The sequence below is a fragment of the Ensifer sp. NPDC090286 genome, from assembly GCF_044769565.1.
GTDB lineage: Bacteria > Pseudomonadota > Alphaproteobacteria > Rhizobiales > Rhizobiaceae > Ensifer.
On sequence record NZ_JBIVYF010000004.1, the window covers coordinates 96,297 to 111,048 of the forward strand.

12 protein-coding genes are annotated in these 14,752 nt (G+C 60.7%); 8 read left to right on the forward strand and 4 right to left on the reverse strand.

Going from position 1 to position 14,752, the window contains the following annotated elements; all coding sequences use genetic code 11:
- Positions 1 to 28 precede the first annotated feature (28 nt).
- Positions 29 to 2,116 carry a PBP1A family penicillin-binding protein gene (locus ACIQUG_RS21000; protein ID WP_402323856.1) on the reverse strand — a complete coding sequence of 696 codons (2,088 nt, stop codon included), beginning with the start codon at positions 2,114 to 2,116 and terminating at the stop codon, positions 29 to 31.
- A 584-nt stretch (positions 2,117 to 2,700) separates the two neighbouring features.
- On the opposite strand from ACIQUG_RS21000, the gene ACIQUG_RS21005 reads away from it, so the two are divergent.
- From ACIQUG_RS21005 to ACIQUG_RS21035, 7 genes are all read left to right on the forward strand, one after another.
- The gene (locus ACIQUG_RS21005; RefSeq protein ID WP_402323857.1) at positions 2,701 to 3,186 is read left to right on the forward strand and encodes a BA14K family protein; all 486 of its coding nucleotides are present in this window, start codon (positions 2,701 to 2,703) and stop codon (positions 3,184 to 3,186) included.
- Between the two features lie 204 nt (positions 3,187 to 3,390).
- Complete coding sequence (locus ACIQUG_RS21010; protein WP_402323858.1) at positions 3,391 to 4,389, forward strand: LacI family DNA-binding transcriptional regulator; 999 nt, start codon at positions 3,391 to 3,393, stop codon at positions 4,387 to 4,389.
- A gap of 53 nt (positions 4,390 to 4,442) precedes the next feature.
- Positions 4,443 to 5,735 (forward strand): ABC transporter substrate-binding protein, encoded by a 1,293-nt coding sequence (locus ACIQUG_RS21015; protein ID WP_402324604.1) that lies wholly within the window; start codon positions 4,443 to 4,445, stop codon positions 5,733 to 5,735.
- A 73-nt stretch (positions 5,736 to 5,808) separates the two neighbouring features.
- Positions 5,809 to 6,741, forward strand: coding sequence for a carbohydrate ABC transporter permease (locus ACIQUG_RS21020; RefSeq protein ID WP_402323859.1), 933 nt, complete (start codon positions 5,809 to 5,811; stop codon positions 6,739 to 6,741).
- Entirely contained in the window at positions 6,734 to 7,627 is an 894-nt protein-coding gene (locus ACIQUG_RS21025) for a carbohydrate ABC transporter permease (RefSeq protein ID WP_402323861.1), read from the forward strand. The genes ACIQUG_RS21020 and ACIQUG_RS21025 overlap by 8 nt, the downstream gene beginning before the upstream one ends.
- Positions 7,628 to 7,629: 2 nt before the next feature.
- Positions 7,630 to 9,336: a GH32 C-terminal domain-containing protein gene (locus ACIQUG_RS21030; protein WP_402323864.1), complete on the forward strand. Its 1,707-nt coding sequence runs from the start codon at positions 7,630 to 7,632 to the stop codon at positions 9,334 to 9,336.
- Positions 9,337 to 9,349: 13 nt separating this feature from the next.
- Complete coding sequence (locus tag ACIQUG_RS21035; RefSeq protein WP_402323865.1) at positions 9,350 to 10,396, forward strand: ABC transporter ATP-binding protein; 1,047 nt, start codon at positions 9,350 to 9,352, stop codon at positions 10,394 to 10,396.
- Between the two features lie 259 nt (positions 10,397 to 10,655).
- On the opposite strand, the gene ACIQUG_RS21040 is transcribed toward ACIQUG_RS21035, so the two are convergent.
- On the reverse strand, positions 10,656 to 11,765 hold the full coding sequence (locus tag ACIQUG_RS21040) for a mandelate racemase/muconate lactonizing enzyme family protein (RefSeq protein WP_402323867.1): 1,110 nt from the start codon (positions 11,763 to 11,765) through the stop codon (positions 10,656 to 10,658).
- A 185-nt stretch (positions 11,766 to 11,950) separates the two neighbouring features.
- Here ACIQUG_RS21040 and ACIQUG_RS21045 point away from each other — a divergent pair, with 185 nt between their 5' ends.
- On the forward strand, positions 11,951 to 12,634 hold the full coding sequence (locus ACIQUG_RS21045; RefSeq protein ID WP_402323869.1) for a GntR family transcriptional regulator: 684 nt from the start codon (positions 11,951 to 11,953) through the stop codon (positions 12,632 to 12,634).
- 421 nt (positions 12,635 to 13,055) lie between these two features.
- On the opposite strand, the gene ACIQUG_RS21050 is transcribed toward ACIQUG_RS21045, so the two are convergent.
- Complete coding sequence (locus ACIQUG_RS21050) at positions 13,056 to 13,838, reverse strand: pyrroline-5-carboxylate reductase (protein ID WP_402323871.1); 783 nt, start codon at positions 13,836 to 13,838, stop codon at positions 13,056 to 13,058.
- A 2-nt stretch (positions 13,839 to 13,840) separates the two neighbouring features.
- Positions 13,841 to 14,560, reverse strand: a complete 720-nt coding sequence (locus ACIQUG_RS21055) for a GntR family transcriptional regulator (RefSeq protein WP_402323872.1) — start codon at positions 14,558 to 14,560, stop codon at positions 13,841 to 13,843.
- Positions 14,561 to 14,752: the final 192 nt, after the last annotated feature.

Sequence of the window (14,752 nt, forward strand, 5' to 3'; positions counted from 1 at the left end):
GGCCAGCGCGAATAGCGATCTGCATTGATCATTTCTCGCAGAGCCGCCGTCCGCCGGAGTAAGGCTGATAACTGCAGTCGGATGGCCGGAAGGAACGGTAGCTGCGGGAGCAAGCCATGATGTTGCAGCTCTGAGGTGAGGTTCCACCGTCCGCCAGCGCTCGTGTGGTCGGCGCCGCCATTGCTTCCCGCATGAAGTCCCGCCAAATATGCGCTGGCAAGGCGCCGCCGGTAACACCCTTCATCGGGGTATCATCATCATTGCCGACCCAAACCCCTGCAACAAGTGGCTCCGTAAAGCCGATAAACCAGGCGTCGCGATTGTTTTGGCTGGTACCGGTCTTCCCAGCTGCGAATGCGCCGGGGTCGGCTTCGCGCCCTGTTCCGCGCTGGACCACCAACTGCAGAAGCGCAAGGAGATCTGGCCGATAGGCGGAAAGATCAACGCTCGGGTTGGCCTGCGAGCCGACCCGAAATGCCCTTGCTTGACCAGCCGCCTGAAACCCGATGATGCCCCAAGGCTCGACAGGCGCCTTGCCCAAATGCACAGATGCGTAAGCGCTCGTCAGGTCGAGCAAGCTGACCTCTGAAGTGCCGAGGGCCAGTGCTGGTGTGTCAGCAAGTGGCGCATCGATCCCGAGTTCCCGCGCGGCTGCGATCACCTTGTCCATGCCCACCTCCTGGGCGAGCGCTACGGTTGGCGCATTCAGCGACCGGGCGAAGGCTTCCGCGAGCGTGACCCAGCCACGATAGCGACCGCCGGAATTCTCCGGTGACCAGCCATTGATGTCGATTGGCGCGTCCAGGACTTGATCGGACAGGGAGAGCCCGGCCTTAAGGGCCGCATAGTAGACGAACAGCTTGAAGGTAGAGCCCGGTTGCCGTTTCGCCGTGACTGCGCGGTTGAACTGGCTCTCTTTATAGTCGCGCCCCCCGACCATGGCGACAACCGCTCCGTCCGGCGTCATCGCAACCAAGGCCGCCTGGGATGCCCCTACAGCCTTTCCCTGGGTGTCCAGGGCGTTCCTGATGACCTTTTCGGCAATCCTTTGCAGCCGTGGGTCAAGCGTCGTGCGAACTGTGGTCGAGCCCGGTGATCCACCGGCGGTTTCGCTCGCCTGCGGCGAAATCCAGTCCGCGAACCAACTCCCGGACCGTGGCGTCGGCGTCGTCGGATGGAGCGTGGCGAAGCTCCCCTTGATTTGAGCGGCCTCGGATGCCGTGATCTTGCCATTACCCACCATCGCGTCGAGGACGACGGATGTACGCTTTCGGGCACCTTCAAAATTGTCGATCGGGTTCCACTGGCTCGGCGCCCGCAGCAATCCCGCCAGCAGTGCCGATTCCGAAAGGTTGAGCGAGCCAATGTCCTTGTTGAAGTAGATACGTGCGGCCGCCGGCATGCCCGTTGCGCCGGCGCCGAGATAGGCGCTGTTGAGGTAGCGTGTCAGGATTTCCTGCTTGCCCAGCTTCCACTCCAGCCAGAGGGAGATCACGAGCTCCTGGATCTTCCGCTTTATCGTGCGATCGCTGTCAAGGTATTGCAGCTTGATGAGCTGCTGGGTGATCGTGCTGCCGCCCTCTACCACCGACCCGGCTTCCACGTTTCGAACAAGCGCTCGTGCGATGCCTCTGAGATCGAGGCCGAAGTGATCCATGAACCGCCGGTCCTCAACGGACAACACCGCATTGATCAGCTGTGGCGGGAATTGGCTAAACTCTGCGTAAGGACCTTGATAAGGGCCCTGTCTGACGAGCGGCCCACCATCCGCGGTTTCCAACACCACGATTGGCCTTAACGTGCCGTCTCGAATCTCGCTCCAGGGGACATCCTTCAGCGCCCACACCAGGACTGTTGCGGCAAGCAAAATAGAGCCAACGGCGGTCAGCAGAACGGACGTTTTCCATCTACTGTCGCTTTGCCAAGCCCGCTGGGTTGTCGTTCCGGCCATTATCCCGAAACGACGAACCGCTCTCGCTGCCTTTGCCGGTACGGTTCTGAGCGACCCGCCGAAATTGCGAACGAGGGACGAAACCGTTGGCCTATCCAGATCCTGGATCTTCATCCTGATGGAGGAAGTGGCCGCGCGAGCCTTGACGGTTGCAGCAATCAACATTTCGCGCACATCATGGCCAAGCGCGCCAAGGAGTGCGCGAGTTGCGCGTCTGCTTCGTTCAAAAGCTACCGGCTGGCGCTCGGTCTCATCATCTTGGGTCGACGGGCCAGCTTCTTCCCCGTACTCCGATATCTTTGTCCTTACTTCGGCACCCTCTGCAGGTACTTCCGGCTTGCCATGGTTGTCGGAGCCCGTGGCATTTCGTGACGAGGATTTGGGAGGGTACGGCATTTGTTAACGTTCAAACTCGTTCAGCTTTAAAGCACCGTGGCGGTTTCCGGTCGTACGGCAACAACGCTTTGCCCCGCCTTTGGTTGGGTTCCTGTCCGCACATTTCGTTAAAACCATGTCGGTTGACTTGGCATCGGCACGCCAGATGCGTGTTGTTCTGTGGACAAGGGTGACCGGTCCGATCGGTTAGGACTTTTGCGGGGCGGCGGTAGGACGAAGGTCCAATGGCCGAATGATCGGAGCCAATTAATTGAGGTTCTCTCGTTCTGTTCACGATGTGCCGCGTGCTGCGGGCATATCGTTCTCTCTGGGAAAAGCACTCAGTCACTGGACACACTTGGTAGGAGACTTTGATGAAAAGAATCGGTGCAGTACTCGCAGCCGCCGCCATGGCACTGTCGGCGGTCTCGGCGCAGGCCGTGCCTTTGTCTCCCGTTTCAGTGGGGCCACTGGCTTCCGAGCCGGTCGAACTGGTTCACCACAAGCCAGGACATTACGGTGGCCCGCCGCACAAGCGTGGCTACAACGACTTCCGCTACAACGGGAGCCGTTACAATGCGGGCCCACGATACGGCTACTACAATGGCTACGAGGGATACCGCTATCGTCGCGACGGGTATCGTCGGCACAGTGACGGGTGGTGGTATCCTCTGGCCGCATTCGGGACCGGACTGGTGATTGGCGGCGCGATCGTGTCGCCACCTCGCAGGGTTTATTCCAACGCTTCGTCGGCGCATGTCGAATGGTGCTATGACCGTTATCGCTCTTACAGGGCCTACGACAACAGTTTCCAGCCCTATTACGGGCCACGCCAGGAATGCGTGTCGCCGTACTACTGATCAGCTCGGCTCCACGCTTCCACAACCAAACCGGCCCGCTTTAGACGCTTCCCGACAGGTGCGGCCTTGGGCCGGAAATTTGATCAAAAAAAATCCTCCCACTCGCCGAGGTGATATTGGCGACCGCATCCCGGTGGGCTTGACAAACGGCTACGGATCAAAATATAGGGTAATCGATAACCCAACTAAGGTTGTGTAAAGATCGTGGCAATTTCGCTTTCTGATATCGCGGAGCGTGCGGGCGTCTCGGTAAAGACGGTTTCCGGCGCGTTACACGGTGGCTCCGCCCGCATGTCGGATGATACGCGCCAGAAAGTGAAGGCGATCGCCGAGGAACTCGGTTATGTGACCAATCTCGCCGCGCGCGGTGTGCGACAGGGGTGGTTGCCGCTGGTCGGCGTCGTTTCCGATGGCTTGATTACGTCACCGTTCGCCACCGAAATCGTGCGCGGGCTTGACGGTGCCGCGCGCAGTGCCGGCATGGCGGTGTTTGCGGTCAACCACAGCAGCGGACAGTCAATCGGCTCAGTGGTCGACGAGGTGCAACAGTTCCGGCCCCGTGCCGTTGCCTATGCCGCCATGTACCACAAGGACATCGACCTGCCGCCAGCGCTCGCGGGCTCCGTCGGCGTGATGATCAATTGCCGCGAGGCCTCCGGCCGTGTGACCTCACTGGTGCCCGACGAAGAAGGTGGGGCGCGCGAGATTGTGCGTTACCTGCTCGCCTCTGGCCGCCGCCGGATCGCCTTCATCAACCTGCCGGGCATCCTTGCTGGGGCGCTACGAGAGAAGGGTTTTCGCGCCGCTCTTGAAGAGGCAGGCATCGAACCGATGGGCGTGCTTCCGGCCGTGCGCCGCAGCGTTTACAGCGATCGCGCTCCGAGCCTCGTCGCCTCGCATGTCGAGGCATTGCTGGCTACCGGTCAGCGGCCGGACGCGGTCCTGTGCGGCAACGACCGTGTCGCAATGGAAGTCTATGCGGCCGTTGCGCGCGCCGGCCTTAAAATCCCGGACGACATTGCGGTGGCCAGCTTCGACAACCAGGTCGAGTTGGCCTCGCGGCTGGATCCGCCGTTGACCACGATGGCCCTGCCGCACCGCGCGATGGGCCGCCTGGCCATGGAGATCCTGCTCGCAGGGGAGCCTGAGCCGCCGCATTTGCGAAAGCTGCCGTTTCATCTGGTCGTGCGGGCATCGGTTTAGCAACCAGCATTCTTGTCGAATTGAATAGGAGGAGAAGATCAATGACGACATATTTGGGTAATCGTTTACTTGGTGCGCTTTTCGTGTCTTCTGCACTCTTGTGGAGTGGGGGTTTTGCAGAGGCAAAATCCGTCATCCACGTGATGCACCAGGGTGATCCAGGTTGGGTGAAGGCCTATGGCGACGTCGCCAAGCGCTTCGAGGAAGCCAATCCCGATATCGATGTCGAGATGATCTACGCGCCTCACGACGCCTATAATGAGAAGTTCAGCGCCGCCGTCATGGCCAAGCAGTTGCCTGATGTGATGGAACTCGATGCGCCGTTTCTGGCGAACTACGTCTGGTCGGGCTACCTGCAGCCCATCAAGCCGCTTGTCGACAAGGATGTGCTCGACGACATGACCGGCTCGAACATCGCCCAGGGCACCTATCCGATCGACAAGGATCTCTATGCGATCGGCCTTACCGACTCCTCGGTCGTGCTTTACGGCAACAAGAAGTATCTTGAAGCCATCGGGGCACGCATTCCGAAATCCGTCGATGATGCCTGGACGCGCGAGGAATTCGAAGGCTATCTCGAAAAGCTCTCCAAGCTCGAAGGCGTGAAGTGGCCGATCGACACGTTCCGCGGCTACGGCATCAAGACCGAGTGGATCACCTATGCCTACGGCCCGCTGCTTGAAAGCGCTGGCTGCGACCTGATCGATCGCAAGGCCTGGAAGGCGAGCGGCACGCTCGACAGCGAAGCCTGCGTCAAGGCGCTGACGATGATGCAGACGTGGGTAAAGAACGGCTGGATCGTTCCCACGTCGTCCGGCACCAACCAGTTCTATGCGGAGGGGCAGCCGGCAGCGCTCGCCATGGGTGGTCACTGGTTCTACGCGGAAGCCGCCGCCGCGATGAAGGACAATATCGTCGTCATGCCGCTGCCGAAGATCGGCGACAAGGGCGTCAGCCCGAACGGCACCTGGATCTGGGGCATCTCGGCGACCTCCGAAAACCCTGAAGCCGCCGGAAAATTCCTGAGCTTCCTTCTGAAGGACAAGGATTACCGCGACTATGCGAAGACCCAGTCGGCGTATCCCGGTCTGAAGAGCTTCGCGGCGGAATCCCCGCTCTACGCTGATGGCGGGCCGCTTGCCGTTGCGTTCGAGCAGGCCTCCAAGACCGCCGTCGCCCGTCCGCCGCACCCGGCCTATCCGACGATCACCTCGGCTTTCATGCAAGCGGTCGACAAGATCTTCAACGGAGGCGACGTGCAGGAGGCGCTGACGGCCGCGGCGAAGAAGATCGACCAGGATATCGAGGACAACGCCGGCTACCCGCCCTTCGACGAGCAGCAATAGGCGTCCTTTGCTGGGCCGCCTGGCTGGGCGGCCCCGCGCCACCTTGGGAGGATGAGCAAATGAGGAGGAGACCATGACCTTGCAACAGATGTCCGCGGCCGCGCTGCCGCGCCCCGCCAGGCGGCGCGATCGGCAGCGGTTCTGGCAGGAGGTCGCAATGATCGCACCGGCCGTGCTGCTGCTTGCCGTCTTCCTGATCACGCCGTTTCTTCTGTCCTTTTGGACGGCGATGACCAATCAGCCGCTGGTGCCGCGCCCGACGCCGGTGCGTTTCGTCGGCTTGCTGAATTTCCAGCGGGTCTTCACCGACCCGCTGTTCTGGACCTCGCTCTGGAATGTCACGCGCTTCACGGTGTGGGTGCTGCCGGTCCAGTGCGGTCTTGCATTTCTGACGGCGCTGCTGCTGCACCAGAAGCTGCCGATGCAGAACGTTCTGCGCGGTATGTTCTTCTTGCCGGCGATCACCTCTATGGTCGTCGTCTGCGTAATCTGGGGCACGCTTTTCCAGTATCCGAGTGGTCCGCTCAACCAGATCGTCGGTTTCCTGTCCGGTGGCATGATCCAGCCGATCGACTGGCTGGGCGACCCTGAATGGGCGATGTTTTCGATCGTGTTGCTGTCGGCCTGGCAGGCCTATGGCTTCCAGATGATCATCTATCTTGCGGGCCTGCAGGGTATTCCGGAGGAGCTTTATGACGCGGCCCGCATCGACGGCGCGAGCGCGCTTCGCCGCTTCTGGCACGTCACCATGCCGGGCCTGCGTCCGACCCATGTCTTCGTGCTGGTCATCACCACGATCCAGGCCTTTAAGCTTTACACCCAGGTTGCGATCCTTACCCAGGGCGGACCGAAGGAGAGCACGGAGACCGTGGTGCACTACATGGTGCGCGCCGGCTTCGAGGAACAGAAACTCGGATACGCATCCGCCGTCTCCGTCATTCTCTTCGTCATCGTTCTTCTGATCGCGCTTCTCCAGCGCAAACTCCTGAGGCGCTTCGATGTCTGATCTCGTTCTCAGCCAGCCAGCCCCGCTGGCGATCCCCCGCGGCAACAGCAAGACGGGCCTGCGTATCGTCCAGACCATCTGCATCTTCATCATCGCTCTGGTAATGATCTCGCCGCTCTTCATGCTGCTGATCGCCAGCCTTAAGGATGACCGCTTCCGCATCCTTGCGGACATGGGCAGCTTCCGTGCCTTCTGGGTCAGCGAGCCGACCCTGTCGAACTACCGGGAAATCGCCAACTTTTCAGGCGAACTTGCCTATGGCCGCTATCTCGCCAATTCGCTGGTGATCCTCGTCGTCACCGTCGTATCCGGGCTGATCATCAATTCGATGGCCGGCTTCGTGCTCGCTTGGGGGACGCTTCGCGGAAAGGCGGTCCTGCTCGCCCTCGTCGTTGCGCTCTACGTCATCCCGCAGGAAAGCATCATCATGCCGCTCGTCGTGATGATGTCGCGCGCCGGATTGACGGATACGTTCGCCGTGCAGATCCTGCCTTGGGTCGCAAGCCCGCTCTATGTCTTCCTGTTCTACCAGTTCTTCGCGCAACTGCCGAAGGAACTCTACGAAGCTGCGGAGATGGACGGGGCGTCGGCGTTTCGGATCTACCGGTCGATTTATATGCCGCTCAGCCTGCCGGCACTTGCGACCGTTTCGATCCTGATGGGGATCGAGAGCTGGAACCAGTATCTCTGGCCGACGCTCGTCACCCAGACCGACTATGCCCGACCGATCTCGGTCGCGATCGCCACCTTCTTCGGACAGGACAGCATCTACTGGGACCGCGCCATGGCTGCGTCCGTGCTGATGATGATCCCCGTCCTCATACTCTACCTCGCCTTCCAGCGCTGGTTCGTAAGTTCGTTCGTCGGCTCCGCCGTGAAAGGTTGACTATGACTGTCCAAACAAGACCCGTGAGCTCAGCGCTCGAAATTGCTGAGGCCGAGCTTCCAGCAGGCACAGTGCTGCATCTCTGGCTGAAGGCGCGGACGGCCGGCGGCGAGGCTAAGCTCTTGGTCACCGTCGATCGTGGGCATGTCGCTGACCCGACCACTCGGCGCGCGGAAGAATTCGAATTCTTCACGGTGACGCTCGGAACGGGTGGTCGCACGGTGCTTGTCTATGATGCGGAAACAACCGCGCTCTCCGTCGCCTATGCGTTTCACCCGCAGACTGTGCTGGAGGAGGGGATCCGCGTCCTGCATCACGACGTCCGCACGGCGCCGCCTGAAGTTGCCGGCGGCTACCATTTCCGTCCGCCCTTCGGCTGGATGAACGACCCAAACGGCTTCGGCCGCTTCAAAGGCCTCGGCCATCTCTTCTATCAGCACTATCCCCATGGCTTGCGTTGGAACACCATGCACTGGGGCCATGCTGTCTCCAAGGATCTGGTCCGCTGGACGCATCTGCCGATGTTCCTGTTTCCGGCGGACCATCTTTCGGAAACCGACGATGGTCGTGGCGGCGCCTTCTCCGGTTCGGCCATCCCTGTCTCCGGGCCGGACGGAGATGATATCCGAGTCTTCTACACCGAACACGTTCGCGATCGGGAACCGGAGGAGCAGATCCAGCTCTCCGCCCTCAGCCGCGACGGCATCATCGCCGGCCGGTCCGAGGTGGTCCTGCCGGTCCGTCCGGAAGATCTGAATCTCACCAAGGATTTCCGCGATCCCTATGTGTTCAAGGGCCCGGACGGCCGCTGGAAGATGCTGCTTGGCAGTCGTGACCGATCGGGCGGTGTCGTTCTGCTCTACGAGACGGCGGATCTGCAGGGCGCGACGGGCTGGACCTTCCTCGGCATCATCCACCGCGAGGACGGTTTCGGCATGACCGCGGCGGAATGCCCCTGCATGGTGCCGGTCGGCGGCAAGCCGGAAGATCCGGATACCCGCTGGGCGCTGATCTTCGGTCTGCTGACGAGCCGTGATCCGGCGACCGGTCGGCGCAACCTAACCTCTATCACCGTCGGCCGCTTCGACGGCCGGGCGTTCATGGCCGAGTTCGAACAGGAACTGGATTTCGGCTCCGACGCCTACGCCTTCCAGGCCTTCGTCGACGGTAATGAGCCGGTCGGCATTGCCTGGCTCGCCAACTGGACGGATTTTTCCAAGAAGGACGATTTCCCGACGGCGTTGACCCTGCCGCGTCGCCTACTCCTCGACGGGGACGCCGTGTTGACGCCACCGGTCGTCGCGGTCGAAAGCCTGCGCCACAGGTTGCTCGATGAAACGGCCCTTGCCGCGGGTGAAACGGTTCCACTCGAAAACGGTGCGGTTGAGATCGTGCTCGCATTGCCCAAGCCCGGCGCGGCGTTCGAGCTCGCTTTCGAGCACCCGGACACCAAACTTGGCGTCAGGCTCGACAGCGATGGTCTTGCGATCGTCTTCGACGCCGGCACCGGCAAACCGCCACCGCGATATCTCGCATCCGGCGCCAGGCCTTCGCAACTTCGCATCTTCCTCGACGCCGGTTCGATCGAGGTCTTTGCCGACAACGGCCGCTGGACAGGCACCAAGCGCATTCCGGGATTTGCCGCCGCGCGATCAGCAAGGCTGACCGGCGCCGTCATGGGCGCGAAAATCTGGCAAATCAAGCTTTGAAGGAGGAAGAAAAATGGCATCGGTAGCGATCGATTGCGTTCTGAAACAGTACGGCGCGGCCTCCGTCATTCACGGCGTTTCCGTGGACATCGAGGACGGAGAATTCGTCACGCTCGTCGGACCTTCCGGCTGCGGCAAGTCCACACTCCTGCGCATGCTGGCGGGCCTCGAGGACATCAGCGGTGGCGAAATCCGCATCGACGGCCGCGTCGTCAACGACGTTGCGCCGAAGGAGCGCGACATCGCAATGGTGTTCCAGAGCTACGCACTCTATCCGCACATGACGGTCAAGGAGAATATGGGTTTCTCTCTGAAGCTCCAGGGTCGCGACAAGGCGACGATCGATAAACTGGTGAAGGAGGCGGCCGGCATCCTCGCCCTCGACCCATTGCTTGATCGCCTGCCAAAGCAGCTTTCCGGCGGCCAGCGCCAGCGCGTCGCCATGGGGCGGGCCATCGTGCGTCACCCCAAGGTGTTCCTGTTCGACGAGCCACTCTCGAACCTCGACGCGAAGTTGCGTGTGACCATGCGCAGCGAGATCAAGGAACTGCACCGGCGCCTCGGCACTACCATCGTCTATGTCACGCACGATCAGATCGAGGCAATGACCATGGCCGACAAGATCGTCGTCATGCGTGCCGGTCGGATCGAGCAGATCGGCAGACCGCTCGACCTTTACGACCGCCCGGGCAACACCTTCGTTGCCACCTTCATAGGATCGCCCGCGATGAACCTTTTCGAAGGAACCGTCAGCGATGGCGGCTTCTGCATTGCAGGCGGGGTTTGCCTGCCACTACCGGCGTCGGTTGGCAGCGGGACTGCCCGCACCTACGGCATTCGCCCCGAAGACCTGGAGCTTGCTGAAACTGGTATCCCGGCGACCGTGCTTACGGTCGAGCCAACCGGCGCCGAAACCCATCTTCTGGTGCGCGTCGGCACTCAGACTGCCGTGCTGGTGTTGCATCGCCGCGTGGACCTTAATCCTGATGAGCAGATATACCTCTCGCCGAAGAACCAGAAGATCCATCTGTTTTCCGCCGAAGGCGCCCGGGTTAACTGAGCTTTTGGTACCCCTAGACGCGGGTCGCGAGTTCGAATCTCTTCAAGACCAGGGATTAGCATTCGCCTTGCCGCCTTTTCGCTCGGGCACCGGCGCTCGCGGCCGAGAAGCAGACAATCCCCTTTTTGCGCTACTGAAAAGCGGCGAAAGCGCTTTGGCTGAAACGCTGACTTTCCCAAGCGGCTGGAACGATTCTGCCCGTGGCGAGAAGCTTCTTACGGCTCCGGCGGCGCCGTCGACGACGCCGGAGCCTGCGAGGCTATTTTGTGCCAATGGTGAACAAAGGCTCTCCCAGCCGCGCCGCATCGACCTCGATGCCGAGGCCCGGCGTCGCCGGCGCGGAGCCGAAGCCTGCCGACGAGCGCGGCGAATGGTTCGCAAGATGCCCGTCCGTCCAATCATTAAAAAACGGCGTCATCAGCAGGGATTCCGGGCGCGTGGTTGCGGCGACGTGGGAGGTCGCGGCGGTGATGATATCGCCGCCCCACATATCTTCGACCGACACCGCCATGTTCAGGTCCTGGAGCAGATCGCGGGCCTTCACCACATTGGTGAGGCCGCCGAGCTTTCCGAATTTCAGGTTGATGGAAACCGCATTGGCTTCGTATTTCGCCCGGTAGATCTCGTCAGGGTTGACGATGGATTCGTCGAGCACCAGCGGAACCGACGAACCGCGATGGGCGAGAATGCAGTCGGCCGTGCTGCGGCAGGGCTGTTCGACATAGACGGGGAGACCGGCCATTCCCTGCAGCGCCAGCTTGGCGGCGCCGAGCGACCAGCCGCCGTTGGAATCGGCGACGATCACCGTTTCGCTATCGCCCGCTTCCACGCTCGCCCGCGTGCGGGCGATGTCATCGAACGGATTGTTGCCGACCTTCAGCTGGAAGCGGTTGATGCCGGCGCGGCGGCGTTCGCCGATAAACTCCGCCATTGCCTCCGGACGATCGAGTGGCACGGCTTCATAGATCGGGAAACGCTCGTTGAGGACGCCGCCGATCAGAGCCGAAATCGGCCGATCAACAGACCTGCCGAGAATGTCCCAGCAGGCGATGTCGATCGGGCTCTTGGCGAAGTCCTGTCCCATCAGGGTGCGGTTCATAATACGCGCGATCTTGCCAATGTTGGTCGGGTCCGCACCGATCAGCGCCTCGCCGAGATCCTTCAGGGCGGTCCGGATGCCGTCAGGAAAAGTGGGCAGATAGACCTTGCCGAGCGTCGTGATTTCGCCCCAGCCGATGAGCCCTTCGTCTGTGCGGATGCGCACGACCGTGCCGTCTTCGGCGCTCGCGACGCGGTTGCCGGACATCACGTAGGTGCCGTGGGCATAGCCGACCTGGTATTTGAACACATCGATACCGACAATTTTCATTGGATCCTCCATCAATTGTATATTGTATAAAATATTGATTGTCGGCAATCAAGGGCGTTCGGTAGTCTGGCGGCGAGCGCATATGCGAGGAGACGCTGCAGACATCGGTGGCAGGTCGATGCGGATATTGTATAAAATCACGTGCTCGCTATAGGCAGCGGCAAAATTCGATCGGGAAACTGAATATGACTGCAGTCGGAAAAGGCCTCCAGCACAAAACAATGGCATCCGCCGCGGCCGAGGAAATTCGCAATCGGATCCTGTCGGGCAGTTATCCTCCAGGCTTCCAGTTGCGGCAGGACGGTTTGGCTGGTGATCTCGGCATGAGCCGCATCCCGATCCGGGAGGCTCTCGTGCAGCTAGAAAGCGAGGGACTGCTCAAGATCCTGCCGCATCGGGGGGCGATCGTCGTGAAGCTCACAGCCGAGGAAATCGAGGAACTGTTCAACATGCGGCTTCTCCTTGAACCGTTCCTGTTCAAGCGGTCGGCTCCCTTGCTGACGAAAGAGGATCTCAAGGTGCTGCACCTGATCCAAACGCGCTACGCCGAGTCAATTGACAAGCTCGATATCGAGGCGTGGAACGAGTTGAACACTGAGTTTCATCTCACCCTCTATCGTTACGCGTACAGTCCACGCGTCGTCCTGACGGTTCACAACTTGCTCGTCGAGTGCGACCGGCACACCCGAATTCAGTTGTCTACGATCCGAGGCGATCGTGAGCGAGCCGTCGCAGAGCATGCCGAACTCCTGCGCCTTTGCGAACAGGGTGCCTTCGAGGAGGGAGCTCGGCTCATGTATGCGCATATCGACCATATACGCGCCGGACTTGTGGCCCTGCTCAGCCGTGAGGAAAGCGTCGAGGTCTGATCCTTGGAGGCAAATCCGAGGCCCGGGTCGTAATCGGCAGATGTGTCGCTGCGCGGCGCGAGCGTGCCATTCACCCGCGCTACCGGGTTTGCTGAAAAGCTTCCTAGATGGTTTCACTGCCCGTTGAAGTCAGATCTCGAGAACCCTTCCAATGGAGGTCGGTGCTGTCGCCAGCCGCGCCGCAGCTAACAGGAGTGACGTGAGAACAAATGGTGGGGCCTGGCAGGACTCGAACCTGCAACCATTTAGGCATGCGACGGCTCTAACCATTGAACTATAGGCTTCAACTTCTAGGGACGGCGAACAACCGATTGATCCAATCAGGTCGGGAAGTTTAACGCAGGGCGACGCGACGAATGTGCCGTGTTTGTTTCCTTCATATGCGCCTGGAGTTTCATAATGTATCGTCCGGAAAGGTCCCTTATCTTGTGATCCGCTCGAGCACGCGAGCCAACGCACGCCTCAATGCCTCCGACCCGCCCGAGGTGTCGAAATCCTGAAACACTTGTTCGTTCAAGCCGCCCTTGGTGGCGAACTCGCGGCTCATCTCGATGAACTTGCTATCCCCGCCAGCAAGAAGCGCGACGTCTGACAAACCAGCAAAGAGTGGAGCGAGATAAGCGCGGCCCTTTTCTTCCGGCAGACCGTTTTCCGCAAGCCATTCCGTCGTGCGGTGCATGATGCCGAAATAGGTGGCCATCAGGGCGCTTGCGGCGGCCAAGAGGTCGTATTCCGCCTTCGTCTCGCATTCGACAGCATTGCCGAGCACGTTGAAGAGGGCGGCTGTATCCGCGTCGGGTGGATAGACGGCCGTGACGCCCTTGCGGCGGGCGACAAAAGGTAGGGGGATCGCCTGCGAGAGGCAAACATCCGCGCCGATCCAGTCCAGCAGTGCAGGCCGGCTCGTCGCGGCGACGACGCTGATCACCTTCTGACCATCGCGGAAGCGCAACGGGCGGGTGGCCTCTTCAGCGATCTGCGGGCGAATGGCCAACACGACCGCGTCGCAGCCATCGACGATCGCCTGATTATCTGCGGAGATGATTACTTGCGGGAAATCGGCGGCGAGCCTGCTGGAAACTTTCGTGCTGCGCTCGGACACCACAACTTGAGACGCCGCGCTCGGCTTTGCCAGCAGCCCGCGCACCATGGCGTCGGTGATGGTGCCGGTTCCGATGAATCCAATTTTTTCGGGCAAGGGCATGTTTATTCAGCAGCTGCAAGCGGACCGAAGGAGACGTCGGTCGTGTAATTTTCGCGCAGGAACGCGATGAAATTGTCCTGGAACTGCCGGGTATGAGCATGGGCGAGTTCGTCAGCAAGCTCGACGTTCTTGGCCCGGATCGCTTCCAGCATCAGCTCGTGTTCGTCCGTCAGCAGGTAACCGTCGCCGGTGCGCTCAAGATACTCGAAGTGAAGATGCAGCATGCGCTGGCCCTGGTTGAGTAGCCGCTCGTAGAACGAAGCCAGATAGGCATTCTTGCCGGCGTAGGCGACGGCCATATGGAACTGCTTGTTGGCCTCCGACATCTTCAGGTGCTGGCCGGTCTTGACCGCCGTCTCGAATTCCTTCTGGCGCTTCGCGATGATCTTCAGATCAGCATCGGTGCGTAGTGCGGCGGCCAGCCGCGTGTTCATACGCTGCGCGACGTCCAAGGCTTCGACATATTTCGGGAAGCTCGCCACCTCGATGGGTGCGACAATGGTGCTGCGGTTGGAAAGTGTCACGACCAGTTCTTCGCCCGCCAGCCGGATCAGCGCCTCGCGTATCGGTGAGCGCGACATGTCGAACCGCTCGGCCAACGTCATTTCATCGAGCAGCTGACCGGGCGGCAGGGTGAGCGCCAAAATCTCATGGCGTAGCGTGTCGTACACGCTTTTCGAGCCCATGCCGCGCACCCGCTTCGATTCAACTTCGTCAGACACTTAACTCCCTTTCTGCAATTCAGGGCCATTGGGCCAGAAAAACCGAGGCGCAGCAATCGTAAAATTTCCGCTTGACTTTGTCGACACGGAGACGACATAATTTTTCCAGTCGACACGGAGCCGACAAGAAAAGCATCATAAGAACGGCCAAAGCCGACAGGTGGAACCGCGCTTCAAGCGCTCTAAAACATG

Bases quoted from the DNA above. Each gene is read 5' to 3' on its own strand.
- ACIQUG_RS21005 (WP_402323857.1), top strand. From the start codon at position 2,701: ATGAAAAGAATCGGTGCAGTACTCGCAGCCGCCGCCATGGCACTGTCG.
- ACIQUG_RS21025 (WP_402323861.1), top strand. From the start codon at position 6,734: ATGTCTGATCTCGTTCTCAGCCAGCCAGCCCCGCTGGCGATCCCCCGC.
- ACIQUG_RS21030 (WP_402323864.1), top strand. From the start codon at position 7,630: ATGACTGTCCAAACAAGACCCGTGAGCTCAGCGCTCGAAATTGCTGAG.
- ACIQUG_RS21040 (WP_402323867.1), bottom strand. From the start codon at position 11,765: ATGAAAATTGTCGGTATCGATGTGTTCAAATACCAGGTCGGCTATGCC.
- ACIQUG_RS21035 (WP_402323865.1), top strand. From the start codon at position 9,350: ATGGCATCGGTAGCGATCGATTGCGTTCTGAAACAGTACGGCGCGGCC.
- ACIQUG_RS21045 (WP_402323869.1), top strand. From the start codon at position 11,951: ATGACTGCAGTCGGAAAAGGCCTCCAGCACAAAACAATGGCATCCGCC.
- ACIQUG_RS21000 (WP_402323856.1), bottom strand. From the start codon at position 2,116: ATGTTGATTGCTGCAACCGTCAAGGCTCGCGCGGCCACTTCCTCCATC.
- ACIQUG_RS21020 (WP_402323859.1), top strand. From the start codon at position 5,809: ATGACCTTGCAACAGATGTCCGCGGCCGCGCTGCCGCGCCCCGCCAGG.
- ACIQUG_RS21050 (WP_402323871.1), bottom strand. From the start codon at position 13,838: ATGCCCTTGCCCGAAAAAATTGGATTCATCGGAACCGGCACCATCACC.